We start from the raw sequence: 25,827 nt of genomic DNA, 5'->3' as shown, positions 1-25,827 counted from the left end.
ATGCAAATTTTTAATCGAGAATGACACAACTCTGCTTTTTTAGCATTGGATTGCGTAACTCAATGAAAAAAGCCCAGAACGAATCTGAGCTTTTTTATTTTTAACGATGTGAAATCTTATTTTGCAGCAGGTTTGATGTCTAATAACTCAACATCGAAGACAAGCGTTGAGTTTGCAGGGATACCTGGAACGCCATTTTCACCGTAAGCTAATTCTGGTGGGATAACTAATGTCATCTTGCCACCTTTCTTCAGGTTAGATAAACCTTCAGTCCAGCCTTTGATCACTGAGTTTAATGGAATAGTCAGTGGCTCGTTACGAGAATAAGAGCTATCGAATTCTGTGCCATCGACTAAAGAGCCTTTATAGTGAACAACAACGGTTTCGTCTTCTTTAGGTTTTGCGCCAGTGCCATCTTTCTCAATTTTGTACAGTAGGCCAGACTTAGTTTTCACTACGCCCTTTTCTTTTGCAAATTTCTCGCGATATTCGTCACCTTTCTTCACGTTAGCTACTGATTCAGCTTTGATTTTATCTTCAGCTGCTTTTTTCACTTGTCCTTCGAATTGACGTAATGTTTCTTCAACTTGAGCATCAGTCATTTTGCTTTTGCCGTTGAATGCATCTTGAACACCAGCCAGTAATTGAGCTTTGTCCAGATTAATACCGATCGATTTTTGCTCTTCTAAAGAATTCTGCATATAGCGGCCTAAAGAGGCACCTAATGCGTATGCGTTACGCTCTTCAGCATTTTTGAAAGCGCTCGCTTGTGTTTTTGCTTCTTCTGCCATAACTTGTGGGGCAGTAAAAGCGAATGCTAATGTTGTTGCTAATAGACTTGCCTTAAACAGTGATTTCATCCTAATCTCCGATAGCTATTATTCGAGCCATACGGCTCATTTTTATTGATAGCTGTTCCTTATCTTAAAAAACAAGCTGTCAGTTAACACAAAAAATATAAGAATATCTTAGACCACATTAACAAAAAGAGGTTTCAACGCCTACACCTTTAAATAAAACTTATCTGTTGATTTGTAATGTTCGGTTATTATGATGTTTTTTTCATGGTGAGAACCCATAAGGAGAGTCTAAAATGGATTCATCAGACAATTTTGAACAGCGTTTAGAACTTTTAGAAAGCAAAGTTGCTTTCCAAGAATTGACCATTGAGCAGCTTAACCAAGTGATTACAGAACAACAAATGCAGCTGTCAAAAATGCAAGAACATTTGCGCATCGTTGCGGAGAGGTTGAAAGCTTCGCAATCATCTCACCTTGCCCGCCCTGAAGAAGAGACTCCCCCTCCACATTATTAATCTCTCAGCTATTCGCCTTGATATGAAATTGGGAGATATCAATATCAGGCAATGCCACTTCTTCGGGCTTATTCAATTGAGGAACCCATTCATAGGGAACTCGATAAGCCCGATAAATCATGTTATTCCATGCGTATTGCTCGTCGGTATAAGGGGAAATATATTCCCAAACAATTTTATTTTCCTTGGTAACTTCAATAATTCGTCCATCCGCGCCCTCTGTAATCAGAGTATTACCATTAAGTAATCGTTGCGCACTGCTAACATGCGGACTATAAAATCGAAAACGATTCGTCGGCATTTTAAATCCCTGCTCATTTGCAGAATGCTGCCAAACAATATCTAAACTGATCGGGTCTATCTCCAAGACTCGAGAATAGTCACGACCCGCATTTTTTAATCCATAAAGCGAGGTTGGCGTTGCTTGCCCATAGCCTGCTTGCCAGCCATTATCAAACAGTAAAATATTCCCCGCCCCCGGTAACCCTTGAGGAATAAGATGGGCATGATGTTGACCAATAACCCCCCCTAAATGTTTAACATTATCATGGGTATAATCAGGCCCAATTTGCCATACAATCTTTCTTGTTTCACGGCTGGTAATTCCAATAATATTCGCTTCCCGAGAGCTCCATATTATATTCTCAGGATGAAAATCAGCATTGCCATTATCATAGTGTTTGTTGGGACCAAGCCAAGATAGGCTATTGATATGTAAATAATCCCCTACATCACCAACGATGAGATTAGGATTACGATAAAAGACATTTTTAGCAGTTTCAGAAAAACCGAGTTCCGAAAAGTAATCACTGAACGCCCATGTCCATACAATATTTCCCTGCCAATCAATCTCAACAAAGACGTCATCCAGTAATGGCTTATCTGATATTTGAGGATTTTGAATATTTCGATGGCAAAGTAATAATGTTTTTCCATTATGAACAGGGGATATCAAGTCAGGCGTATAATACCCGACGGGATTTCCTTCTCGTTGAAAATCATGATGCGCCCTTGCAGACCAATATTGTTTTCCGACATCATCTGTCAATGACTCTACACGATCGAAAGACCAAACTTCGTTATTATCCCAATCCCGCTGAACCAGCCGGGTATATTCGCGATATTTATTACCCTCTTTTGGCTTTTCATAACTCAGCAGATTGCCTTGAGGTAACATTTTGCAAGGCACGCCATCACTGTCCTGCCAAACATGAACTTCATTGCCATTCATATCAATAAGCACAGCGCCCTTATTCGCCGCTGAGAATAATGTATAACCATTCCATGCTTTATCTGGTCTATAAATTGTTGTTTTTGTAGGGTAAATAGAGGGAGTTCCCATAATAATTTTCCTAGATGATTGAGACTATGGCGCGAGATAAACAAAGAAATTAATCTCGATAAACATCATGGGAATTATAAGATAGAAAAATAACCAATTGATTTATAATAAATTTCAGTAATTACTAAATTTAATGACGGGGAATGCTTGAGACTGAATTTTGAGCAAAAAAAAGCCCAACATAAAAAATGTTGAGCCTACTTTCGAAATAAAAAACGAGTTCGTTTTTTATTGAATCTCTCTTTTAGAGATTAGTGGCAACCACAACCGCCATGCTTGTGACCGTGACCTTCGCCACCACCACAGCAACCGCCTTCTGAACCGTGGCTATGACCGCCACCGCCACAGCAACCACCTTCGTGGTCATGGTCGTGGTCGTGACCATCAGCACCATGGACGTGGCCATGAGCGATTTCTTCTTCAGTTGCTTCACGGATAGCCATGACTTCAACATTAAATTTCAGGTTTTGACCTGCTAACATATGGTTACCGTCAACGATAACTTCATCGCCTTCGATGCCAGTGATTTCAACTGGAACTGGACCCATGTCAGTATCCGCTAAGAAACGCATACCCACTTCCAGCTCATCAACGCCCATGAATACATCTTTCGGTACGCGTTGAACTAAGTTGTCATCATATTGACCATATGCATCGTCTGAAGCGACTTCAACATCGAAATGTTCGCCAACTTCACGACCTTCTAATGCTTTTTCCAGACCAGAAATTAAAGAGCCACGGCCATGCAGATAGTCCATTGGCGCATTTGCCGGGGACTCATCAACTAAAACACCGTCTTCTGTTCTTACTTGGTAAGCTAAGCTTACAACCAAGTCTTTTGCTACTTTCATGACATCTCCTACGACCCGTAAGGGAAAAATTTTTGCCAATTGTACCGGAAAACAATTGTGCTGTATTGAGAATTGACAAAATTCTCTTATTCTGGGGTAAAAATTCCAATAACTTGTTCTTGCTTTCTCACATGCTCAGTCGCATCGCCTTCAGCTTGACGTTGTTGATCCCCGCAATTGACACATTCAACCACATCAATTTTATCTTCTCGCCACATCATTAAGGTGTCTTGAGACTTGCATTTAGGGCAGGTTGCCCCAGCAATAAAACGCTTACGTGTTGCTGCCATTTTTCTACCTTACTGTTCATTATTCCAGCTGTGCGGTTGGCGATTTTCTCTTTGCATCTCTTTTTCGAAAAGTTCGTTGAGTTCACGCCGCGCCTCTTTAATACGCGAAATTTGCCCGCTATCGCTATTCTCATTTTCAGGAATGATATCCCTTAACATACGCATATCAAGCCGGCGAAAATGCTGTTTTGCACGATAAGCTTTATGAGGATGCATACCTGTACTAATCAGTGCCTTACTTCCCATTTCTAACGCGCTTGAGAAGGTTTCACGGCTAAAGTCCGTCACGCCGCTGTGCAGTAATTCGTGAGCCTCTAAACGCCCTTTTGCACGGGCAATAATATGCAAGTTCGGGAAGTTTTCTTGGCAAATACGCACAATTTCCATCACCTCTTCAGGAACGTTGCTGGTAATCACAATGGCTTTGGCTTTATCCGCTCCCGCTGAGCGTAGAAGTTGTAGTTCTCGCGCATCCCCATAATAAACGGTGTAACCGTAGCGGCGCATGGTACTAATCGCGGTAACATCTTGTTCAAGCACCGTAATATTCACTTTGTTCGCCATCAATAGACGACCAACCACCTGCCCCATTCGTCCAAATCCCACTAAAATCACATGAGGATTGGTATCTTCCACAAACGGTTTTTCGGTAGAAGTTGGTTGTTGATTATAACGGCGGTTGAGATACGCATCTATCAGCTGCATCACAAGTGGCGTTGTCATCATCGATAGCGTCACCACCACCAACAATAAATCCATTTGCCTTTCATCAATCACGCTAGCTCCGAATGCCGTGGCATAAATCACAAAGGCGAACTCACCACCTTGGCTAAGCACCCCTGAGAATTGCGCTCGGGCGCCTGTACGTAAACGTGCCACAAATCCCAGCACATATAAGACAAGCGCTTTCACAGCGACCAGCACCAAAACTGCCAATAAAACTTGAGGGAGATAAGCCCACAATACTTGTAAATTTAATGACATACCGACGGAAATGAAAAACAGCCCCAGCAGCAAACCTTTAAACGGCTCGATATTGATTTCAAGTTCATGACGAAATTCCGTCTCAGCGAGCATCACCCCCGCCATAAACGTCCCCAAGGCCATTGAAAAGCCAAGGCTTTCCATTATCAATGCGGAACCCAGTACGACTAACAACGCCGCTGCGGTAAAAATTTCATGCACGCCCGATTTCGCTGCAAGCCTAAATAATGGACGTAGTAAATAACGTCCGACAATCCATAACCCTGCAAACGCCACCACTTTCAATCCAATTTTGTACCAATCACTGCTTCCCGTATCACCTGCCAACAGCGGAATCAGCGCCATAATCGGGATCACAGCCATATCTTGGAACAGTAGAACAGAAAAGCCAAGCTGCCCACTTTCTTGGTTGGACATCCCTTTTTCATTCATTAATTGCAGAGCCATTGCCGTGGAGGACATCGCCATTCCCAGCCCACCAACCACTGCTGCCTGCCAAGAAAACTGAGCAAGGATCAGGATACCTGCCATCAAAGCTGCGGTCACAACCACTTGAATGGTGCCGACACCAAAAATCGACCGACGCAACTCCCACAATTTCGAGGGCTTCAGTTCCAACCCAATCAAAAACATTAAGAAGACAACACCCAGCTCCGAGAAATGCAGAATGTCATCCACATTGCGAATAAAGCCCAATACAAATGGACCAATCGCAATCCCTGCCAGTAAATAACCTAACACTGCACCCAAACGGATTTTTTGGGCAATCGGCACCATCACCACACCGGCGCATAAAAATATGATCACCGATTCAAATAGATTTAATTCATCCATTTGAAATGTCTCCCGTATTGAGGGGTTGTCTCATCCATTGCTTATACTCTTCAACCATTTGCTGTAACTGTTGTGGGCTCTGCCGACGGGCAGAATAGATAATGTTCGGCTCCATCCAGTGCATATCACACATCAATGAGGTCAACTCAAATGGACGAAGGATTTCAGATAATGGATAACGATTATAGCCACCATATTGGTAAGCTTCTTCTGGCTCTCCAGTGGTAATAATCGAACGCCAATATTTGCCTTTCAGTTTTTGGTATCCTTGGTCTGTGGCAAATCGGCGAGTCAGAACTTGGTCAAACCACTCTTTTAATAGCGCGGGACAACTATAAGTATACAGCGGGTGCTGAAACACGATGACATCATGCTGGCAAAGCAGCTTTTGTTCTGCGGTGACATCAATAAAATAATCGGGATATGTTGCGTATAAATCGTGGATAGTGACATTGTCAAAATCGCGTACTGCATTTAACAACAGGCGATTAGCAACAGATTCATGGGGGTCTGGGTGAGCATAGACCACGAGCACTTTTGGCGTATTTGACATCTTTCCCTCCTCAAAGGCGTGTCAGGCGGATAATTTTCCGTTACCATGCAGCCTGCTAAATGTACTTTAAGCTTAATATATTTCAGTAATAACTTTATTATTCGAATATATCTAACTCAATAATTTAACATATTTTCAATAGACGGTTTCTATGATTGTTTTCTCTTCATTACAAATTCGCCGAGGTGTACGTGTTCTGCTGGACAATGCAACTGCGACTATCAATCCGGGGCAAAAAGTCGGATTAGTGGGTAAAAACGGCTGCGGAAAATCCACACTGCTGGCACTGTTAAAGGGTGAATTGCAAGCGGAAGCAGGATCAGCAACCTTTCCAAGCAATTGGTCTATGGCATGGGTGAACCAAGAAACCCCAGCCCTTGATGTACCTTGTATTGAGTATGTGATTGACGGCGATCGCGAGTTTCGCGCCTTAGAACATAAGCTCCAACAAGCGAACGAGAAAAATGATGGCCACGCTATTGCCGTCATTCATGGGCAATTAGATGCTATTGATGCGTGGACAATTCAGTCCCGAGCAGCGAGTTTGCTACATGGTCTTGGCTTTAGCCAAGCACAGCTACAGTCTCCGGTAAAATCATTCTCCGGTGGGTGGCGTATGCGCCTGAACCTTGCGCAAGCCCTACTATGCCGCTCCGATTTATTACTTCTCGATGAACCGACGAACCACTTAGATTTAGATGCGGTGATTTGGCTGGAAAAATGGCTTAAGAGCTATTCTGGCACCTTAATTTTGATTTCCCATGATAGGGACTTCCTCGACCCAATCATCGACAAAGTGCTGCATATCGAGCAAGAAACTATGTTCGAATACACAGGCAACTACTCTTCATTCGAACGCCAACGAGCCACTAAACTGGCGCAGCAACAAGCCTTGTATGAAAGCCAACAAGCTAAAGCCGCCCACTTACAAAGCTATATTGACCGCTTTAGAGTGCAAGCCACCAAAGCTAAACAGGCACAAAGCCGAATTAAAATGCTCGAACGCATGGAGATGGTCGCCCCTGCCCATGTGGATAACCCATTCCATTTCTCATTCCGTCAACCGGAAAGCCTGCCGAATCCATTATTAAAAATGGAAAAAGTCAGCGCAGGTTACGGCGAAAAAGTGGTGTTAGAATCCATCAAATTAAATTTAGTTCCGGGTTCTCGCATTGGGTTACTCGGCCGTAACGGTGCCGGTAAATCCACACTAATCAAAATGCTAGCAGGTGATTTAGCTCCATTACACGGTGAAATCTCACTCGCTAAAGGGATCAAACTGGGGTATTTCGCCCAGCATCAATTAGAATATTTGCATGCGGATGAGTCCCCATTACAGCATCTTGCTCGCCTTGCGCCAGAGCAAACCGAGCAGCAATTACGTGATTACCTTGGCGGCTTTGGTTTTAAAGGTGACCAAGTGACGGATCCTAGCGGACGTTTCTCCGGTGGAGAAAAAGCCCGCTTAGTATTAGCTCTAATTGTCTGGCAGCGCCCTAACTTACTGTTACTCGATGAGCCAACCAACCACTTAGATTTGGATATGCGCCAAGCACTGACCGAAGCGTTAATGGCTTTCGAAGGCGCATTGGTTGTGGTTTCCCATGATAGGCACTTACTGCGCACGACCACCGATGAGCTGTATCTGGTTCATGGCGGAAAAGTCGAGCAATTTGATGGCGATCTTGAGGATTACCAACAATGGTTAGCCGAGCAGAACAAAATGGAGCTACAGCAAGCTCGTGATCTGCTTGATAAAGAAAAACCAGCCAGCACATCAACCGTGACGGCGCAAGATAGAAAAGACCAAAAACGCCGTGAAGCCGAATTCCGTCAGCTGACCCAGCCTATCCGTAAAAAAATCACGGAGCTGGAAAAGAAAATGGAAAAACACTCTGCATCATTAGCTGATTTAGAGGCGAAGTTATCCGATGCTGCCATTTATGAGCAAGATAAAAAAGCGGAGCTAACTGACTGTTTGAAAAAGCAGACTGAGCATAAATCAGCCCTTGAAGACGTTGAAATGGAATGGATGGATCTGCAAGAGCAGTTAGAAACTATGACCAATGAGTTTGAAGCGGGTTAATTCGTAATAGTCTTTCAATAATAACCCTTTATTAAAATTAAATTAATAAGGGGTTATTTCAATAAACAACCAAAAAAGATAATCATAATTGGATTTCTTGCATTTGAAAATTTAATTACACATAAAAATCTTATTTAAGGTTTCTTTAAAACATAATCCGAAGCGTTGGCGTATTATTAATAGAATTAAATATTAACATATCGTTAACTTAAAGCAGTTACAGCCATACAATCAAAGTGTAACACTAGAAATAATACTTATTCTTCAATGGATTAAAATCACCACAAAACGCACGAATTGCCATCTATTTTGTCGCTTAAATATCCCCATTATAATGAAGCCAATCCTACAAATTAAAAATAAAAACCTATAAAGATAAGGCATTAGCACTTATCAAGATTCTATGGTTGGTGCAGCATGATTTATATCATTACGATGCTCTATGGCAGAGACACAGCGAAAAAATATTTCTGGTTTATTCTGGCACTCACATTATTTGGTGTGCTAATTGGCGCCTGCTTTTTTCTATTACCTTTTTTTGCTGATCCCCATGAGTTTATGATTTTCCTCTGTATTCCAATTTTATTGGAAGCCATTCGCTCGTTTGTCTGCGCGATGTATTGCCAAGGTGCCACCCGAGGACTGCGGATCAGCCGCGGATTAGTGCTACTGTTTATGGTTTACATTGTCTTGTTTTCTAAAATACATGCGTGGGAAACCGTTCTCTCTGGGTTTATTACTGGCTTATATCTCATGGTCAGTGCTATCTGGAAAATGTCCAATAGCGTGGTTTTAAAATTTGAACGCTGGAAGTTGATGTTCACTGTCTCCATTATTGAATTTTCATTAGGTTTATGGAATTTCATTCCTTGGTCTTTTGACTATTCCTCTCGCCAAGTTTATTGGGATGTCGGCACACTGATTATGATCTTTTCCCTCGACTCATTCTTTGTTTACTACTTTGTTGTGAGCAGCCAAATTTCCAATGCTAATCAGATGGTATTTACGCGCAATAATGACGATTCAAACAGAGAGCGCGGCACATTACATGTATGGACAACGACTGGGCAACTGCCACTATTTTTTAAAATTATCCAACGCTATATTGTTTCCCGTAATTCATTGGGCGTGATTAGTACAGGGCATGTTGCTTTTGAACTGGATGAAATTTATATCAGCCACTATCCAGAAAAAGATATCGACCGCGATACCGCGCAATTCTTGCAGATATTAAAATCCACCGAAGAAAACAATGACACAGGCGTTTTTCAAATCAGTTATCTTGATGAAATGAAAATTGCACCGCCATCCAACTTCAAATTAACCATTGAAGGGATCAGCAAAGAAAAGCTAGACGCATTCTGGCAAGAATACAGTAAAGACACGACCTACAATTTAACTAGTCGTAATTGTTCAACCGTCGTTTCTTTGGCGCTGATAAAAAGTACCGAGGGATATTTTACTGAGAAAAAAGGCGGTTTCATGCTACTGCTTAAATTGCTCTTTAGCCCTGAGCTTTGGGTTATGTCCCAACTCAGAAAACATGCAAGTATTATGACGTGGACACCGGGCATTGTTTTAGATTATTCCCGCGCCATGTCCGTTTTATTAAAAATGTAGCGTGCAGATGAGCAATCTATTACCTCAAAATGAGTGGAGAACGGAGTATCGCTATAAATCCCATATGGATTTTAATGACGAAACTTCAGACATCTCCATCCATAATTTCCGCTCTTTTCAATTTGCCGACAAGAATGAATACATTTGGGATACTAAGCATTACAATCTGTCTAACTTGCAAAGTGTAGATTTAGTACAATCCCACTGGTCTGGCAAAATGATCGCCCATGTTTTTCTGAGCTTCGGTTTTTCCAATGGGGATTATGTCTCTTTTTCTATCGAGACAAGGCGAAAAGCACATCAACAATTTTCAGTTTGGAAGGGATTTTGCTATAACTACGATATTATCTATGTAGTTGCTGATGAGCAGGATTTAATTGGTACTCGCGTTAATTTACGCAATGAGCAAGTCTATATTTATCCCTTAAATTTAGATAAGCCACTTATTACAGAACTGTTTCTCAATTATATGAGCAAACTTAATCAGCTCAAAGAGACCAACGAAAAATACCATTCCATGTGGAATAACTGCACAACCAGCATTTATAAAATCGCCAAAAAAACCTACCCTGATTTTAAATTTAACTGGAAACTGTTAGTCAGTGGCTACGCTTCACAATATTGCCATCAATTAGGCTTTATTGAAGATAAAGATTATTTTAACAAACAACAAATCCCATTAATCCAATTGGTCGATAACCAATTTTCTCAAATAATACGCCGATAATAATGAAAAAAACCTGCCAAACGCTATAAAAAATAGCGAAGGCAGCTTTTAAATGTATGGCAAAAACAGGCTAAATCCATTTGGCTAGGCAGTACAAGAATAAAAAATATTAGACGCATTTCATGCAATTGTTATAGGGTGTCGTTTCACACCTTCACGCACATCACATGGTATTCGCCATCAATTTTTTCAGTACCTTCCGTTTCATGTTCAAAACCAGGGAACTCACTATCCCACGCTTGTAAACTACGCAAATAGCCAATATGTGGGCTGTTGGTTTCTCCAAAGCTTTCGCCGGATAACAACATTGGGATCCCCGGTGGGTAAGGAATAATCGAGTTCGCTGCAATACGCCCAGCCAGCTTATCTAACGGCACAGCTTCAACGCGATTCGCAACAATCTGTTGATAGGCATCACGCGGGCTCATCATGACATTGGGTAACTCTGAATAGGCTTGATTCAGCTGGCTTCCCGGATTATTACGCTGCAAGTAAGCAAACATCTTATCCCCCAAGTCCCGCAGCCCCATCTCACCATAAATTTCAGGTGCTACCTCCACCACTTCAGGTAACACTTTTTTCAGTTGCGTGTTGGCATCATAGTGGCGTTTAAAGGAGAGCAATGCATTGACCAAAGTACCCCATTTTCCTTTAGTGATCCCCATAGAAAACAGGAACATAATTTGGAAATCGGTAGTACGGGTCGGCACAATACCATAATGATTTAGCCATGCGGTCACGAGCGCCGCAGGAACTCCAGAATCAAGCAGCTTGCCATCGTCCCCCATCCCTGGGGCCAAAATACTCACTTTGATAGGGTCTAACATCGCCCAATCTGCGGGTATATTTTTGAAACCATGCCACGTATCTTCAGGGTTCATTACCCAGCAGCTTTGCTCTTTCATCAGCAATTCAACAGGAGCAAACTCAAAATCGTAGCGCTCGCCAGTTGCAGGATCCTTCACCGTTTCCTGATTCCACGGTTTGAAAAACCATTCGCCATCATTTTGGAACTCTTTGTACAGATAGCCGAGTGATTGACGAAAGTCGATGGCTTCGCGGATCACTTCATCGGTTAATGAGCGCCCACTATTGCCATCCATCATATCTGCTGCAATATCGTTCGATGCGCAAATGGCATACAGCGGCGATGTGGTTGCATGCATGTGATAGGCTTGATTAAAGCGATTAAAATCAATGGCATTACGTCCATTACGAACATGAATGAACGAAGCTTGCGACAGCGCATTCAATAATTTATGCGTTGAGTGAGTAGCGAAAATGGTAGGGTCATCCTCTTTGCGCTCTTCATCACGCATCGCAAAATGGTCACGATAAATCGGATTGAATCGCGCGTAGCCATACCATGCCTCATCGAAATGAATTCTATCGAGAGATTTATCCAATAAATTTTGCACTTTGCGCGCGTTGTAGCAAACACCGTCATAAGTGCAGTTTGTTACCACGCTATACGCCGGCTTTTTACCGATTTTATCGGCAGTAAATGGATTATCAGCAATCTTTTTCTGAATAGCTTCAGGAGACATTTCTGCGGGGTAGATCGGCCCAATAATTCCATAACGGTTACGACTCGGGACCATATAAACGGGTTTTGCACCCGTTAAAATTAAACCTTGTTCGATGGATTTATGGCAGTTTCGGTCAATGACCACCACATCGTCGTCCGTCATACAAGCTTGCATAATGGTGCGGTTCGAGCCTGAAGTCCCCACTACAACGGAATAGGATTGATCAGCACCAAAAATCCGTGCTGCGTTTTTCTCGCACTCGCCAAATGCCCCAGTGTGGTCGAGCAACGAACCAACGGCAACTCGCTCAATGCCGATATCTGTACGGAATAAATTTTCGCCAAAAAAATCGTGATAAATACGCCCCGCTGGCGTTTTAGTAAAACCCACTCCGCCTTGGTGCCCTGGCGCTGCCCATGAGTGTTCGTGTACATCACTGTATTTGATCAAACTTTTCATTAATGGTGGAAGCAATTGAGCACGGTAACGGATAATAGCAGCAAGAACACGTCCGGCAATAAAGTCCGCGGAGTCCTCTAAAATCCACGCAAACTCATCCACTTGCTCCATCATTTTTCTATCAAATGCCACTAAGGCTTCTTCACGATCACTTAATAGAAAGACAGGTACATCTTCTTGGCGACGATGTAGTTGGGTGATCAGCCGGTGGGCTTGAGCCTGTTCTTCCTTATCGGACATATCTCGACCGTAAAGTAAGCAGTCAATGCTGGTATTGGAGCGAATATAAGCGAGACCGTCTTCAAAATCACGAATAATCACGGTCTCCACATGTTCATCGTTCAATTCACTCGCAAGTCGAGCAACTGCGTGGCTGATCACTGAATCTTCATCAGTTAACTCAGTATAAACAATGAGAGCTCTCATTTATAATACCCTTTCAAATAGCAAATAATTAAATCATTACTCTATTCTTAACTCAGATTAGGTATTATTGCAAAACTGAGAGCCAATAAATGTATTATTTATTCAGATAATTAGGCGTCCGTGGTTTGCCCACGATAAAGATGGCGAATAATCTTAGCATCCTCAAATGCCTCTCGCTCATGAAGCACTCGCCGGTTATCGATGATCAACAAATCCCCTTTTTCCCAGTAATGTTTATAAGCATAACGAGGCTGCTTGATAAACGCAGATAACTCATTAAAGAATTTCTTCGTTTCTGCCTTGGAAAAGCCCACAATACGAGATTCCCAGTTGGCTTGTTGATCCTCATCAAAAGGAAAGTAGATCAACATCTGTTCAACCCAACCTAAGTCCGTGAAAACAGGATAATTACACCACCCTTCCTGTTCGACATCGAACCAGCCATCAATTGAAATATCAATATTGCAGCCTCTATCCAACGCTCTAACTTGGAAAGTCTCATTTTTAAGTACTTTGACTAAATGGGCAGGAGCTTCTCTCAATGCCAACACTTGATCACAAATGAGTGTTGCTCCGCTAAATTTCATATTTTCGATTTCGTTCGCATACAAAAAGATTTGGTCAACAGGTGATAATAATACCCCGCCATCTGCATGAAGTGGCAACTGAGTACGACCCGTTAATAACCGGTCGTTTTTACCATCCAGCTGCATTACATCTTGGCATTCAGGTTCCGTATCTGTATGTTTTTCCACCCGCTCAACGACTGTACCGAATTTCGTATACATATCTCGAAACGCAAGCGCGTTAAAACTCATCCGCTTAATCACTAAAAAACCTTGTCGCATTAAAAGATTTTTAATGTCATTGGTGTTTGATTGCATAAAATCATTGGCCAACATTTTTGCGCCAAACCCCGTTGACATTAAGGGCTGCCATTGACTCGTCACGTTCATGATGATTCCTCACAGTTGGTATTAAAATAATTCAATAGAGGAATATCCTTACCTAACACACATGTTAAGACAATAATAATATTCAATTGAATATTAACAAATAATGTATATTTTAATTATTAATTTGCACATTATTCAGTTTTGATCATTTTACCAAAATATCCATTTTACGAATTTAATAGAGCTATTCTGTTATTACGCTTATTTTTTAATTAATACATTAGCATTCATGCCAGCTATTACTTGTGAACAGTATTAGTCGTCCAACTTATTAATCATCACTTTGGCATTCATCACCAATGCTTTCGCTTTATCTTCCCGTTTTTGTAACAACGCCATAAACAGCAAATCGGTCAGGGTATTTTGTGCCGTTCTTGACGAAATTGATGAGCTGCGCCATTCGTTCTCTTCCGCCACACTTTCCAACATATAGTCTGACATTTGAGCGAGGGGTGAATCTTTGGAGCGCGTGATAGCGATAACACAAGCACCATTTTGATGCCCAATATTCGCGGCAGTGAGCATATCTTTACGCTTTCCAGAGAAGGAAATAACAATTTGCACATCTTTCGGCGTCAAGGTTAAGGCGGCAGCAATTTGAACGTGATGATCCGGCTCCACGAGAGTGGTAATACCGATTTTCTGAAGTTTATAGCTTAAATCTTTCGCAGTGAGCCCAGAGCCACCAATCCCAACAATCTGCACACGTTGCGCACTGTCTATACGTTCAATAATTTTTTCAAACTGTTTAAAATCAAGGCGTTTCGTTGTTTCTGTGATGGAATAATTTTTCTCTAATGCCAGCTTCTGCGCGACCACCATCAAGCTATCCGTTTGAGTAATACGGTTATGCAACGCACTGTGAGGCTCCCCCAACTCTTGCTGTTGGCGGCCAATGATTTCACTCAACGCCAATTTCAGCGCGGGATACCCCTTTACACCTAATTTTTGACTAAACTTCACAATAGCGGATTGACTGATCCCCAACTGCTCCGCTAACTGCGAAGACGACAGTTTCAGCACATTTTCCGGACTTTCTAAGATAAATTGTGCAATTTTGCGTTGATTTTCCGCTAATCGCGGCAAGAGGTACGTGATGGTATCGAGTAGTGTCATAGTAGCCCTCAAAAAGGTAAAACCTCATCAACAGAATAAATTTACAAATAAATTATTCCTTCAATAAAAACTCAATGCTTGTCATTTAATCATTTAAATTCAAATAAATATTATTTTATCGAGCAATAAGCGACCAAATTTATTCGCTTATATTGGCAAGAGAGAATAGATAGCACCGTGATAACCATCACATCAAAGGAATAAATAATTCCATAGCATACCCCCATGATACGTTTAAGGAGTTATTACTATGTCGATTGATTTAAGCAAGATGGTCACGGAAAGCCGTAACGAAGCCAGTACCCACATTGACCAATTATCTACCATTGAAATGCTTCAAGTAATCAACAATGAAGATAAAAAAGTCCCTTTGGCTGTCGAAAAAACCTTACCGCAAATTGCAGAATTGGTCGATAAAGTTGCGGCAGCTTTCCAGCAAGGTGGTCGTCTGATTTATTCCGGTGCAGGTACTTCGGGACGTTTAGGGATCCTCGATGCCAGTGAGTGTCCACCGACCTATGGAACCCCTCATGAACAAGTTATTGGGCTGATTGCTGGTGGTCACCAAGCCATCTTCCGTGCAGTTGAAAATGCGGAAGATAAACCCGAGTTAGGAGAGCAAGACTTAAAGAATATCGATTTTAATCAAAAAGATATTCTAGTTGGCATCGCCGCTAGTGGTCGCACGCCTTATGTTCTGGGTGCCATGAAATATGCACGCTCCTTAGGTGCAACCGTTGCCTCGATTAGCTGTAACCCTGATAGCCCTGTCTCCCAAGCCGCTGACATTGCCATCACCCCGATTGTGGGTGCTGAAGTTATCACCGGCTCTTCGCGCATGAAAGCGGGAACCGCACAAAAACTGATTTTAAATATGATCACCACAGGGGCGATGATCCGCATCGGTAAAGTCTTTGGCAATTTAATGGTAGATGTGGAGGCGACTAACGCCAAGCTCATTGAGCGTCAGACTAAAATTGTGATGGAAGCAACCGAATGTGACCGCCAAAGCGCAGAATCTGCATTACAACAATGTGATAGACACTGTAAGACCGCGATTTTGATGATTTTATCTGGCTTAAATGCCGATGAAGCTCGTCAATTACTCGCTAAAAATCATGGCTTTATTCGCACTGCCCTCAACATCGCAAAATCCGTCTAATCAGCGGATCTCTATGAGAGAAACAGTATGGCTAAAATAACAAATGAAATGATACAGCAGATCCTGCAACACGTGGGGGGCGGTCGTAATATCAAGCAGTGCGGTAACTGCATGACGCGTTTACGGCTCACCTTACATGATGATCAGTTTATCGATAAAACCGAAATCAAAAAAATCCCCGGCGTACTGGGCGTGATTGAAAGTGACGACCAGCTGCAAATTGTTTTGGGTCCAGGAAAAGCCCAAACAGCCGCGGATTTAATGAAGCAAATGTTAGAAAATGGCGAAGCGGATGAAGCTCATGACGCTAACGCGACCCAAGATCTGAAAGAGATTGCTTCTGCCAATAAACAGCAGATGAAAAAGAAACAAACCAGCGCCGTTCACCGCTTTCTATCTAAATTTGCGACTATTTTTACGCCATTAATTCCGGGCTTTATTGGCGCAGGTCTATTAATGGGCTTGGCGTCATTGCTCACATTATTATCAGCGAACCAAAACTTATTCCCTGCGGATTCAACCCAACTTGCCCATCTCAAAAGCTTAATTGCGTATATGAGTGTATTCGGTAAAGGGTTATTCACCTTTATGGGATTGTTGATTGGTTATAATGCCCAAAAAGCGTTTGGGGGAAGCGGTGTTAACGGTGCCATTATCGCTGCGCTGTTTATTTTAGGTTACGACCCGGCGGCCACTAAAGGCTTCTATTCCGGCATGACAGACTTCTTTGGTTGGTATATCGACCCGAGAGGCAACATTATCGGGATCCTAATTGCCTGTATTTTTGGTGCTTGGGTTGAAAAACAAGTACGCAAAATTATTCCAGCCAGCTTGGATATTATTCTAACCTCAACGATTACGCTGTTAATCGTCGGTGCTGCGACCTTTGTTTTCATTATGCCTATCGGTGTGTGGTTATTCGAAGGAATGTCTTGGCTATTCATGCATTTAAACGGAAACCCTATCGGCACAGCCGTCTTAGCGGGTCTGTTCTTAATTGCGGTAATGTTCGGTGTCCACCAAGGCTTTATTCCGGTGTATGTCGCGTTAGTTGAAGCTCAAGGATTTAACTCGTTATTCCCAATCTTAGCGATGGCGGGTGCGGGTCAAGTAGGCGCCGCATTAGCGCTGTATGTGAAAGCCAAAAAAGGCTCTGTTACCCGTAGTCAAATTGGTGGTGCCCTATTCCCCGGCTTCTTAGGCATTGGTGAACCATTAATTTACGGGGTGACGTTACCGCGCGTGAAACCGTTTGTAACCGCTTGTTTAGGGGGCGCTGCTGGTGGTTTCTTTATCGGAGCGGTCGCGTGGATGGGTTTACCTGTTGGGTTAAATACTGTATTCGGTCCTTCAGGGCTAATCGCTATTCCATTGATGACGTCAGATCAAGGCGTGCTTCCTGCAATGGCAGTGTATGCTGGCGGTGTCTTAGTCTCTTATCTATGCGGGTTCATTTTCACTTATCTATTTGGTAGTAAAAATGTCGATTTGGACTAGAAAATAGTGTGGATTGAAAAGCAAAAAGGCACCTAAGGTGCCTTTTTTCTCGTAGAAAAACTTACTCCAACCAAATTAACGGTACACACGCGGCGGTCAGTATCCCCATCACTAGGTTAAAAATAAACCATGCGCGGCGGCTACGTAAGAAAACTCCGATCAAGGAACCAAAGCCCATCCAAATCAAGCCCGCGATAAAATTCACAATCACAAACGCGATGCTCATCACAATGATGGACTGAGTAAATAACTCGCCTGGAAGACTAAAACTCCCTACTGCGCCTAGCCCCATCATCCATGCTTTCGGGTTTAAGAACTGCAACAGTCCGCCTTGAAACCAAGTAACGCTTTTAGAGGCTTTACTGTCTGTTTTGAGTGGCTCGTAACTGGCAGTGGCTGTTTTCCACGCTAGCCATAATAAATAAACGCTACCAATGATTTTCAGCACAATATGAATTGCAGGATATAATAGTAATAGCGCGGCAACACCGAAGGCAGACAAATATAAAATTGACTGCATGCCCAACATTATTCCTAATAATAATCCGATACTACGACGAAAACCGTAGTTAGCTGCACAAGAGGTCAACAACATGTTGTTAGGGCCGGGTGTGACTGCTGCAATGAATAAAAACGTAAAAAGCGAAAAAATTAGCCCCAGAGTCATTTATACTATGTTCCTCAACCTAAATTTGTTTCTAGATTTGTTTACTTGCATCACAGAAAAATAACAGTATGTTATGTCACTCACAAGCGTTCCACTAAATAAAAAATAAGGCCATGTCAGAAAATTTCCGCCCTATGAGTTGGGCAAAGAACCCACACCTCCAAACCTTATTGCCAAGGATCTTTCGCCGTACCCCGAAAATTATCCCAACATGGCAGCGATTAGAATTGCCTGACGGTGATTTTATCGATCTTGCTTGGAGTGAAAACCCAGAACAAGCGAGCGAAAAGCCTCGTTTAGTGATTTTTCATGGGTTGGAAGGAAATTTTAAAAGCCCCTATGCCCACGGGATGTTAGAAAGCGCCCAAAAACAAGGCTGGCTCGGCGTGATCATGCATTTTAGAGGATGCAGTGGTGAACCTAATCGCCAAAAACGTATTTACCATTCCGGTGAAACCAGTGATGCACGCTATTTTTTACATTGGCTAAAACAGACATGGGGTGATGCCCCCACCGCCGCGGTAGGCTATTCCCTTGGCGGTAATATGCTCGCCTGTTATTTAGCTGAAAACGGTGAGAATGCTGAATTAGATGCCGGCGTCGTTGTCTCGGCACCATTAATGCTCGAAGCCTGCTCCATGAAAATGGAGAAAGGAATTTCTCAGCTCTATCAACGTTACCTATTAAATGGATTGAAACGTAACGCCACCCGCAAACTGGTGCGCTACCCCGGTTCACTTCCTCTTAATTTGTTGCAGCTTAAACAGTTAAAACGCATTCGTGAATTCGATGATGTGATCACCGCGCGTATTCATGGTTTTGATGACGCTGCTGATTATTACCAAAAATGCAGTGCGCTACCTAAGTTATCTCAAATTACTAAGCCAACCCTGATTATTCACGCGAAAGACGACCCGTTTATGGCGCCCGAAGTCGTGCCTGATTTAAGCCATTTACCCGAAAATATTGAATACCAAATGACGGAGCATGGCGGACACGTAGGCTTTGTCGGTGGTAGTTTTAGAAAACCACAAATGTGGTTAGAAACTCGCATCCCTCTGTGGCTAACTGCGTATTTGAATGAGCAAAAATCATGATTATTCCGTGGAAAGATCTCGCACCTGAAACCCTCGAAAATCTTATCGAGAGTTATGTTTTGCGCGAAGGAACCGATTATGGCGTTCACGAAAAAAGCTTGCAAGACAAAGTCAATGATGTGAAACGGCAGTTAGTTTCCGGCGAAATTGTGCTAGTCTGGTCTGAGTTACATGAGTCGGTAAATTTCATGCCTAATAACCAGTTTCGCCCGTAGCGCTGTTTCTCAAAAATAGTGGTCATGGCGTAAAACAGGGAGTCCACTATGTCGAAGAAGCATCCGATTATTGCAGTAACGGGTTCGAGTGGCGCAGGAACGACCTCAACGAGCCAAGCTTTTCGTAAAATTTTCCATCAATTAAATATCCGCCCTGCCACCCTTGAGGGGGATAGTTTTCATCGTTATACCCGCCCTGAAATGGATATGGCTATTCGTAAAGCCCGCGAGCAAGGACGTCATATCAGTTATTTCGGTCCAGAAGCCAATGATTTTTCTCTACTTGAACAAACCCTTATTGATTATGCCCAAACGGGTGGCGGTCAGTCTCGGAAATATTTACATACTTACGATGAAGCGGTGCCTTATGGCCTGCAACCCGGCACGTTTACCCCGTGGGAATCGCTACCAGCCAATACCGATGTGCTGTTTTATGAAGGATTACATGGTGGCGTGGTCACCCCAGAGCATGATGTTGCTCAGCATGTTGATTTACTTGTCGGTGTAGTGCCGATTGTTAACCTTGAATGGATTCAAAAACTTATCCGCGATACCACCGAGCGAGGGCATTCTCGTGAAGCCGTAATGGATTCAGTTGTCCGTTCGATGGGGGATTATATTAACTATATTACGCCACAGTTTTCTCGTACTCATATTAACTTCCAACGAGTTCCTACCGTTGACACCTCTAACCCTTTTTCTGCTAAAGCAATACCTTCACAGGACGAAAGTTTTATCGTTATTCGCTTTAGAGGATTAGAGCAGATCGATTTTCCTTATTTATTATCCATGTTAAATGGCTCGTTTATTTCAGCGATGAATACCATTGTAGTACCCGGTGGGAAATTAGGACTCGCAATGGAGCTTATTATGATGCCATTAGTGGAAAAGCTAATGAAACAGCGAAATGGGTAGTTTGACACTCTCATTAAAGAGATAAATAACAAGATGCTTATCTTAATTATCGATAAGCATCTTAATATCAAGAAAATTATTACGGCGTTTTAATTTCGAAACTATGAGTCACGTTAACCGTTTTTTCTAACATGATAGCAACTGAACAATATTTTTCAGCAGAAAGTTGAACCGCACGCTCTACCACTTTGTCCGTTAATTCACGTCCCGTCACAATAAAGTGCAGGTTGATATCCGTAAAATAACGAGGGGCTTCTTCACGGCGTTGTGAAGTTAATTTCACTTCACAATCAACAATATCCTGACGACCTTTTTGCAGAATAGAAACCACATCAATCGCGCTGCATCCGCCTGCTGCCATTAAAACCATTTCCATCGGACTCGGTGCTTTGTCGCCCGCATTACCATCCATCATGATTTGATGACCTGATGCTGACTCACCTAGAAAAGAGAGCCCTTCAACCCACTTTACGCGTGCTTCCATTTTTATTCCTCTCGAAAATAGTGATATTTATCGTCACATTGTTCCATATATCTAGACAATGTTATATCAGCATTATTAGGCTGAAGCGATACAGGGAAGACTTTCGGCATTGGATATGATACAAACAATGGTCAGTTGATAGGATTAAGATCAAAACTCAACGATTTAATTGATTATATTATACAATTGATATTAATTTACGTTAGCCTAGAGCAGCATTAATAATAGGCATCAATGTGACTTAATATGCTAAGCTAGACACTTTAAAGTCAGCCTTTCCCTACTTTTCGAAAGGTTGCAATAACATACAGAGGATAACGCTAATGGTTCTCGGCAAGCCACAAACAGACCCTACTCTTGAATGGTTTTTGTCACACTGCCATATTCATAAGTATCCATCCAAGAGCACTCTGATCCATCAGGGTGAAAAAGCAGAAACCCTTTACTACATTGTTAAAGGTTCAGTGGCTGTTTTAATCAAAGATGAAGAAGGCAAGGAAATGATTCTCTCTTACCTCAATCAGGGAGATTTCATTGGCGAACTTGGGTTATTTGAAGAAGGGCAAGAACGTACTGCGTGGGTTCGCGCGAAAGTTGCTTGCGAAGTCGCGGAAATTTCTTACAAGAAATTCCGTCAGCTGATTCAAGTCAATCCGGATATCCTGATGCGCCTTTCTGCGCAAATGGCAAGTCGTTTGCAAACCACATCCGAAAAAGTGGGTAACCTTGCATTCTTAGATGTTACTGGTCGTATTGCTCAAACATTGTTGAATTTAGCTAAACAGCCTGATGCGATGACTCACCCAGACGGTATGCAAATCAAAATCACTCGTCAGGAAATTGGTCAAATCGTAGGTTGTTCTCGCGAGACTGTCGGTCGTATTTTAAAGATGCTGGAAGATCAAAACTTAATCTCCGCACACGGCAAAACGATTGTTGTTTACGGCACTCGCTAATTTACCTGTCAGCCTCACCTTTCTTGGTGAGGCTTCGATATTGAAATAGCTTTATACTTCACGTACAAAGCTATTTTTTTACTTATAGTTCAGTTTATATCGTCTCAGTAACGAGTGTCGTTTCTTTATATTATTTCTATTTATTGTCACTATAAAATAATAACTAACACAGTTAATAGTGATTAAATAATGAATAGGAGTAATAAACATGACGATATCCAGTAATTCTTTATCCCCTAGTCGCACAACCGTATTAGATCCAAACCAAGATGTAAAAAAGAATACTCACAGGTCACGTTTAATTGACTCAATTAGCAGTATTATAAGTACTATCGCCTCTTACTTTAAAAATAACTCATCGGTAGAGAGTGAACAATCGAAATTTTATATTTCATTAAATGATCATGGAAAAGATGATTTATTAGATGTTAACTACCGACTACGAATGAATATATCTAACCTTCTAGAAGAAATATCTTTATATGATAGAGAAATATTTTCAGAAGGAAACAAGAAAAATCTATTCCCTATCCTTCAGACTCATGCGCATTTAAAATCAAGAATCGAAGACAGCCTTAAAATAGACGATATCCACAAGCAAAATGTAGTATTTGAAGATATTATGAAGAGTCAATGCCAAGTTATAATTGACTCAATAAAAAAATTAAATGATATAAAATCAACTGAAGCAAAAATTTTCGGAAAAAACCCCATCAATGCCAAATATTTTATTGAAAATATCACAAATGGAATTAATAAATCACAACAGAGACTGGATAAAACCAGTTTAACAGACGAACTTAACAGTAAAATTAAAAGCATTCCTGACAATCATCAGAACGATAGGTTTGAGTTCGACGAAAAGCTTGAGTGGAATTATGAATTAAATGAATTACCATTCGTAGTACAGAGAAATTTAACAAGCACACTGAATAATTTCCCTATGACTACACCTTTTTTAATTGAAGGTAATTTAGATATTCAATCAATAATCAATCATATTGAATTCACTGAAACACTGAGTCAATGGGATAACGATTTCCATCCTAATAATGGTGATTTAAAGATTAATAGCAATGAAAGCGAAAATAAGAAAATCATTACTGAACTAAAAAATAGACTTAAATTACAGCAAGAGCTCACTGAAAGATTACAAAATGATAAAGATGATCTACAGGACAAAATTAATGAAAATAAAGAGGAATTAAAGTTATTAAAGAAAATAATCATTGCTGACACTAAAATAATCAAATTCGCACCGGCACAAGAAAAAAATGGCTCAAAAAGTAATGTATCCATCGATAATTTAACTGAAGTGAAAGAAAATAGCTCAGAGACAATGCCTTCCGAAAAATCCGAGTCATCGAAAATAGACTCAAAGGTCAAACTGAAGAATAAACATAGAAAAAAAAATCTGCGAACTCATTTTAACTACAGCGAGAATGTTGAACGACTTCATAGAGGTGTTCCGACGACCAATACTCATCGCATACCGCACTCGTTTAATCGACCTGAAATCAAAGAAACAAGAACATCAGAACTAAGAAAAGCAATTATACAAGCTGAAAAATAGTCGATTGTGCGTTGTTTACCGCTAAGTTGCAGAAGAGACCATTCTGCAACTTAGCACACAACTTATTTCAATAATTTATTTATTGCCGTTTCTAACTTCGCCATCCCGCTATTAATTTCATCTTCAGAAATAATCAGCGATGGTGTAAAGCGTAATACATTCGTGCCTGCATTCAGCATCATCAGCCCTTCTACCGCGCAAGCTTGCAGAATATCTTTTGAGCGATTCAGTAACTTGCCATTTAGTTCTGCGCCAATTAATAAGCCCATTCCACGAATTTCAGCAAAAATGCCATATTGATCATTAAGCTTATTTAAATGCGCGACAAATAACTCACGACGCTTAGCAACACCATCAAGGACTTCATCGGTATTGATAATATCAAAAGCAGCATTACCCACCGCACACGCCAGCGGATTACCGCCATAAGTGGTTCCGTGTGAACCCACTTCCATCGTATTCGCAATGTCCGCGGTTGTGATCATCGCACTAATAGGGAAACCGCCTCCGAGGGCTTTTGCGGTAGTTAAAATATCGGGAACGACATCATAGTGCATATAAGAGAATAATTTCCCCGTACGCCCCATTCCACTTTGCACTTCATCAAAAATAAGCAGTGCATTATTTTCATCACAAAGCTTACGTACTCCTTGCAAAAATTCTGATGTCGCAGGGGTGACGCCACCTTCCCCTTGAACCGGCTCCAATACCACCGCACAAGTATTTTCATCAATCACAGCTTTAACGGCTTCAAGGTCATTAAAAGGCACATGAATAATATCCGCAGGCTTTGGACCAAAACCATCTGCATATTTCGCTTGTCCACCGACTGAGACAGTAAATAATGTTCTGCCGTGAAACGCTTGCTTGAATGCAATGATCTTCGTTTTATATGGGCTATATTTGGTGATGGCATAACGACGCGCTAACTTGAATGCGGCTTCATTCGCTTCAGAACCAGAGTTCACAAAAAATGCACGATCTGCAAACGTTGCTTTGGTTAATTTTTGAGCCAGTTTTAACGCCTGTTCATTGGTAAAAACATTGCTCACATGCCACAGTTTTTCGCTTTGTTCACGAACAGCAGCGACTAAACTTGGATGGCAATGACCCAGCGCTAAAACCGCGATCCCACCTGCGAAATCAATATATTCTTTACCTTGCTGATCCCAAACGCGACTACCTTCGCCTTTAACTGGAATAAATTCAGCTGGCGAAAAAATAGGTAACATAACCTGATCAAAAGTTTGCCGATTGACTGCGTGTTGTTCTGACATACCCCTCACCTGCTCTTTATCGAATGCTTGAGTGAAAATATAAGCATCAAATATGAATAAAAAATCAATAAAGAGCAATAGGGAAGGGTAAAATATGCATAATTAATTTTGCTATTCGTGAAAATCAACCACTAATATTTGAGAAAGTTACTCAACAACTCATGACCTTGTTCGCTGAGAATACTTTCAGGATGGAATTGAACCCCTTCAATTGGCAGGGTTTTATGGCGGATTCCCATAATTTCATCGATATCCCCGTTATTCAGTGACCATGCGGAGACATCAAAAGAGGCTGGTAGTGTTTCTGCCGCAATCACTAAAGAGTGATAGCGAGTGACCGTTAAAGGCCGATTCAGTCCTTTAAATACCCCTTGATGATTATGGTGGATAGATGATGTTTTGCCGTGCATCACTTCTCTCGCTTTCACGACAGAGGCACCAAACGCTTGCCCAATGGCTTGATGACCTAAGCAGATCCCCAAAATGGGCACTTTTCCGGCAAAATGTTTTATCGCTTCCAGAGAAATCCCTGCCTCATCAGGCGTGCAAGGACCCGGTGAAATGACCAAATGGGTTGGAGCCAATTGTTCAATTTCTTCAATGGTAATTTCGTCATTACGTTTCACCAGCACTTCCGCCCCTAGTTCGCAGAAATATTGGTATAAGTTGTATGTAAATGAATCGTAATTATCAATAAGTAAAAGCATAGTAGCCTATCCGACTGATTTTTATCATTATAAGTTTTTTTGTTTATGCATAATTCGTGGCGGTTAGCAATTAGAACGCGTCCCAAAAACCATAAATTATCACAAAGGGCGGCTATCATAGCACAGCCAAGACAGGAAAATAGCCTATTTACGTCAAGTAACCCACTTTCAGTACAAAATTTCCATATA

The 25,827-nt window shown here is 41.7% G+C and carries 24 protein-coding genes; 11 read left to right on the top strand and 13 right to left on the bottom strand.

Features of this window, described 5'->3' with window-relative positions; genetic code table 11:
- Nucleotides 1-116 precede the first annotated feature (116 nt).
- Nucleotides 117-860 carry an FKBP-type peptidyl-prolyl cis-trans isomerase gene (gene fkpA / locus ACY3ZI_RS01805; protein WP_036948748.1) on the bottom strand — a complete coding sequence of 248 codons (744 nt, stop codon included), beginning with the start codon at nt 858-860 and terminating at the stop codon, nt 117-119.
- A 233-nt stretch (nt 861-1,093) separates the two neighbouring features.
- On the opposite strand from fkpA, the gene ACY3ZI_RS01800 reads away from it, so the two are divergent.
- Nucleotides 1,094-1,315: a SlyX family protein gene (locus ACY3ZI_RS01800; protein ID WP_036948724.1), complete on the top strand. Its 222-nt coding sequence runs from the start codon at nt 1,094-1,096 to the stop codon at nt 1,313-1,315.
- Nucleotides 1,316-1,319: 4 nt separating this feature from the next.
- Here the strand turns inward: ACY3ZI_RS01800 and ACY3ZI_RS01795 are convergent, their stop codons facing one another.
- From ACY3ZI_RS01795 to kefG, 5 genes are all read right to left on the bottom strand, one after another.
- Complete coding sequence (locus tag ACY3ZI_RS01795) at nt 1,320-2,657, bottom strand: aryl-sulfate sulfotransferase (protein ID WP_487375888.1); 1,338 nt, start codon at nt 2,655-2,657, stop codon at nt 1,320-1,322.
- A 251-nt stretch (nt 2,658-2,908) separates the two neighbouring features.
- A complete protein-coding gene (gene slyD, locus ACY3ZI_RS01790) occupies nt 2,909-3,508 on the bottom strand; it encodes a peptidylprolyl isomerase (protein ID WP_211887250.1) in 600 nt (199 codons plus the stop codon).
- A gap of 86 nt (nt 3,509-3,594) precedes the next feature.
- Nucleotides 3,595-3,798, bottom strand: a complete 204-nt coding sequence (locus ACY3ZI_RS01785) for a YheV family putative zinc ribbon protein (protein ID WP_036948717.1) — start codon at nt 3,796-3,798, stop codon at nt 3,595-3,597.
- Nucleotides 3,799-3,807: 9 nt separating this feature from the next.
- On the bottom strand, nt 3,808-5,616 hold the full coding sequence (gene kefB / locus ACY3ZI_RS01780; protein WP_036948714.1) for a glutathione-regulated potassium-efflux system protein KefB: 1,809 nt from the start codon (nt 5,614-5,616) through the stop codon (nt 3,808-3,810).
- Nucleotides 5,609-6,169, bottom strand: a complete 561-nt coding sequence (gene kefG, locus ACY3ZI_RS01775) for a glutathione-regulated potassium-efflux system ancillary protein KefG (protein ID WP_181477889.1) — start codon at nt 6,167-6,169, stop codon at nt 5,609-5,611. Before kefG ends, kefB begins: the two co-directional genes overlap by 8 nt.
- 151 nt (nt 6,170-6,320) lie before the next feature.
- Between kefG and ACY3ZI_RS01770 the strand changes: the two genes are divergently transcribed.
- The 3 genes from ACY3ZI_RS01770 to ACY3ZI_RS01760 all read left to right on the top strand — a co-directional run bounded on the left by ACY3ZI_RS01770 (nt 6,321) and on the right by ACY3ZI_RS01760 (nt 10,602).
- The gene (locus ACY3ZI_RS01770) at nt 6,321-8,255 is read left to right on the top strand and encodes an ABC transporter ATP-binding protein (RefSeq protein ID WP_211887248.1); all 1,935 of its coding nucleotides are present in this window, start codon (nt 6,321-6,323) and stop codon (nt 8,253-8,255) included.
- A 417-nt stretch (nt 8,256-8,672) separates the two neighbouring features.
- Nucleotides 8,673-9,875: a peptidase gene (locus tag ACY3ZI_RS01765; RefSeq protein WP_211887244.1), complete on the top strand. Its 1,203-nt coding sequence runs from the start codon at nt 8,673-8,675 to the stop codon at nt 9,873-9,875.
- Nucleotides 9,876-9,882: 7 nt separating this feature from the next.
- Nucleotides 9,883-10,602, top strand: a complete 720-nt coding sequence (locus tag ACY3ZI_RS01760) for an Lnb N-terminal periplasmic domain-containing protein (protein ID WP_487375887.1) — start codon at nt 9,883-9,885, stop codon at nt 10,600-10,602.
- Between the two features lie 146 nt (nt 10,603-10,748).
- On the opposite strand, the gene adiA is transcribed toward ACY3ZI_RS01760, so the two are convergent.
- The 3 genes from adiA to ACY3ZI_RS01745 form a co-directional block, all read right to left on the bottom strand.
- The gene (gene adiA, locus ACY3ZI_RS01755; protein WP_487375886.1) at nt 10,749-13,016 is read right to left on the bottom strand and encodes an arginine decarboxylase; all 2,268 of its coding nucleotides are present in this window, start codon (nt 13,014-13,016) and stop codon (nt 10,749-10,751) included.
- A 110-nt stretch (nt 13,017-13,126) separates the two neighbouring features.
- Nucleotides 13,127-13,972 carry a TauD/TfdA family dioxygenase gene (locus tag ACY3ZI_RS01750; RefSeq protein ID WP_211887242.1) on the bottom strand — a complete coding sequence of 282 codons (846 nt, stop codon included), beginning with the start codon at nt 13,970-13,972 and terminating at the stop codon, nt 13,127-13,129.
- Nucleotides 13,973-14,227: 255 nt separating this feature from the next.
- Nucleotides 14,228-15,088, bottom strand: a complete 861-nt coding sequence (locus ACY3ZI_RS01745) for a MurR/RpiR family transcriptional regulator (RefSeq protein WP_211887241.1) — start codon at nt 15,086-15,088, stop codon at nt 14,228-14,230.
- Between the two features lie 250 nt (nt 15,089-15,338).
- Between ACY3ZI_RS01745 and murQ the strand changes: the two genes are divergently transcribed.
- Together murQ and murP are read left to right on the top strand one after the other, a co-directional pair.
- The gene (gene murQ, locus ACY3ZI_RS01740; RefSeq protein WP_487375885.1) at nt 15,339-16,250 is read left to right on the top strand and encodes an N-acetylmuramic acid 6-phosphate etherase; all 912 of its coding nucleotides are present in this window, start codon (nt 15,339-15,341) and stop codon (nt 16,248-16,250) included.
- A 27-nt stretch (nt 16,251-16,277) separates the two neighbouring features.
- Complete coding sequence (gene murP / locus ACY3ZI_RS01735) at nt 16,278-17,747, top strand: PTS N-acetylmuramic acid transporter subunit IIBC (RefSeq protein WP_154609887.1); 1,470 nt, start codon at nt 16,278-16,280, stop codon at nt 17,745-17,747.
- Nucleotides 17,748-17,808: 61 nt separating this feature from the next.
- Here the strand turns inward: murP and ACY3ZI_RS01730 are convergent, their stop codons facing one another.
- Nucleotides 17,809-18,414, bottom strand: coding sequence for a LysE family translocator (locus ACY3ZI_RS01730; RefSeq protein WP_211887240.1), 606 nt, complete (start codon nt 18,412-18,414; stop codon nt 17,809-17,811).
- Nucleotides 18,415-18,527: 113 nt separating this feature from the next.
- Between ACY3ZI_RS01730 and ACY3ZI_RS01725 the strand changes: the two genes are divergently transcribed.
- From ACY3ZI_RS01725 to ACY3ZI_RS01715, 3 genes are read left to right on the top strand one after another with little or no spacing between them, the layout of a single operon-like run.
- Nucleotides 18,528-19,511, top strand: a complete 984-nt coding sequence (locus ACY3ZI_RS01725) for a hydrolase (RefSeq protein ID WP_108478755.1) — start codon at nt 18,528-18,530, stop codon at nt 19,509-19,511.
- Complete coding sequence (locus ACY3ZI_RS01720) at nt 19,508-19,726, top strand: YheU family protein (protein ID WP_108478754.1); 219 nt, start codon at nt 19,508-19,510, stop codon at nt 19,724-19,726. Before ACY3ZI_RS01725 ends, ACY3ZI_RS01720 begins: the two co-directional genes overlap by 4 nt.
- A gap of 48 nt (nt 19,727-19,774) precedes the next feature.
- Nucleotides 19,775-20,641 (top strand): phosphoribulokinase, encoded by an 867-nt coding sequence (locus tag ACY3ZI_RS01715; RefSeq protein WP_211887238.1) that lies wholly within the window; start codon nt 19,775-19,777, stop codon nt 20,639-20,641.
- Nucleotides 20,642-20,720: 79 nt separating this feature from the next.
- Here the strand turns inward: ACY3ZI_RS01715 and ACY3ZI_RS01710 are convergent, their stop codons facing one another.
- Nucleotides 20,721-21,125 carry an OsmC family protein gene (locus ACY3ZI_RS01710; RefSeq protein ID WP_154626510.1) on the bottom strand — a complete coding sequence of 135 codons (405 nt, stop codon included), beginning with the start codon at nt 21,123-21,125 and terminating at the stop codon, nt 20,721-20,723.
- A 323-nt stretch (nt 21,126-21,448) separates the two neighbouring features.
- Between ACY3ZI_RS01710 and crp the strand changes: the two genes are divergently transcribed.
- Both crp and ACY3ZI_RS01700 read left to right on the top strand, forming a co-directional pair.
- Complete coding sequence (crp, locus tag ACY3ZI_RS01705; protein ID WP_006813718.1) at nt 21,449-22,081, top strand: cAMP-activated global transcriptional regulator CRP; 633 nt, start codon at nt 21,449-21,451, stop codon at nt 22,079-22,081.
- 208 nt (nt 22,082-22,289) lie between these two features.
- Nucleotides 22,290-23,654: a hypothetical protein gene (locus ACY3ZI_RS01700; RefSeq protein WP_487375884.1), complete on the top strand. Its 1,365-nt coding sequence runs from the start codon at nt 22,290-22,292 to the stop codon at nt 23,652-23,654.
- 62 nt (nt 23,655-23,716) lie between these two features.
- Here the strand turns inward: ACY3ZI_RS01700 and ACY3ZI_RS01695 are convergent, their stop codons facing one another.
- Together ACY3ZI_RS01695 and ACY3ZI_RS01690 are read right to left on the bottom strand one after the other, a co-directional pair.
- Nucleotides 23,717-24,931: an aspartate aminotransferase family protein gene (locus tag ACY3ZI_RS01695; protein ID WP_487375883.1), complete on the bottom strand. Its 1,215-nt coding sequence runs from the start codon at nt 24,929-24,931 to the stop codon at nt 23,717-23,719.
- Nucleotides 24,932-25,062: 131 nt separating this feature from the next.
- The gene (locus ACY3ZI_RS01690) at nt 25,063-25,638 is read right to left on the bottom strand and encodes an aminodeoxychorismate synthase component II (RefSeq protein WP_036948669.1); all 576 of its coding nucleotides are present in this window, start codon (nt 25,636-25,638) and stop codon (nt 25,063-25,065) included.
- Nucleotides 25,639-25,827: the final 189 nt, after the last annotated feature.

The organism is Providencia sp. LY12 (assembly GCF_057621555.1).
This window is presented reverse-complemented; position numbering and strand designations above follow the sequence as displayed.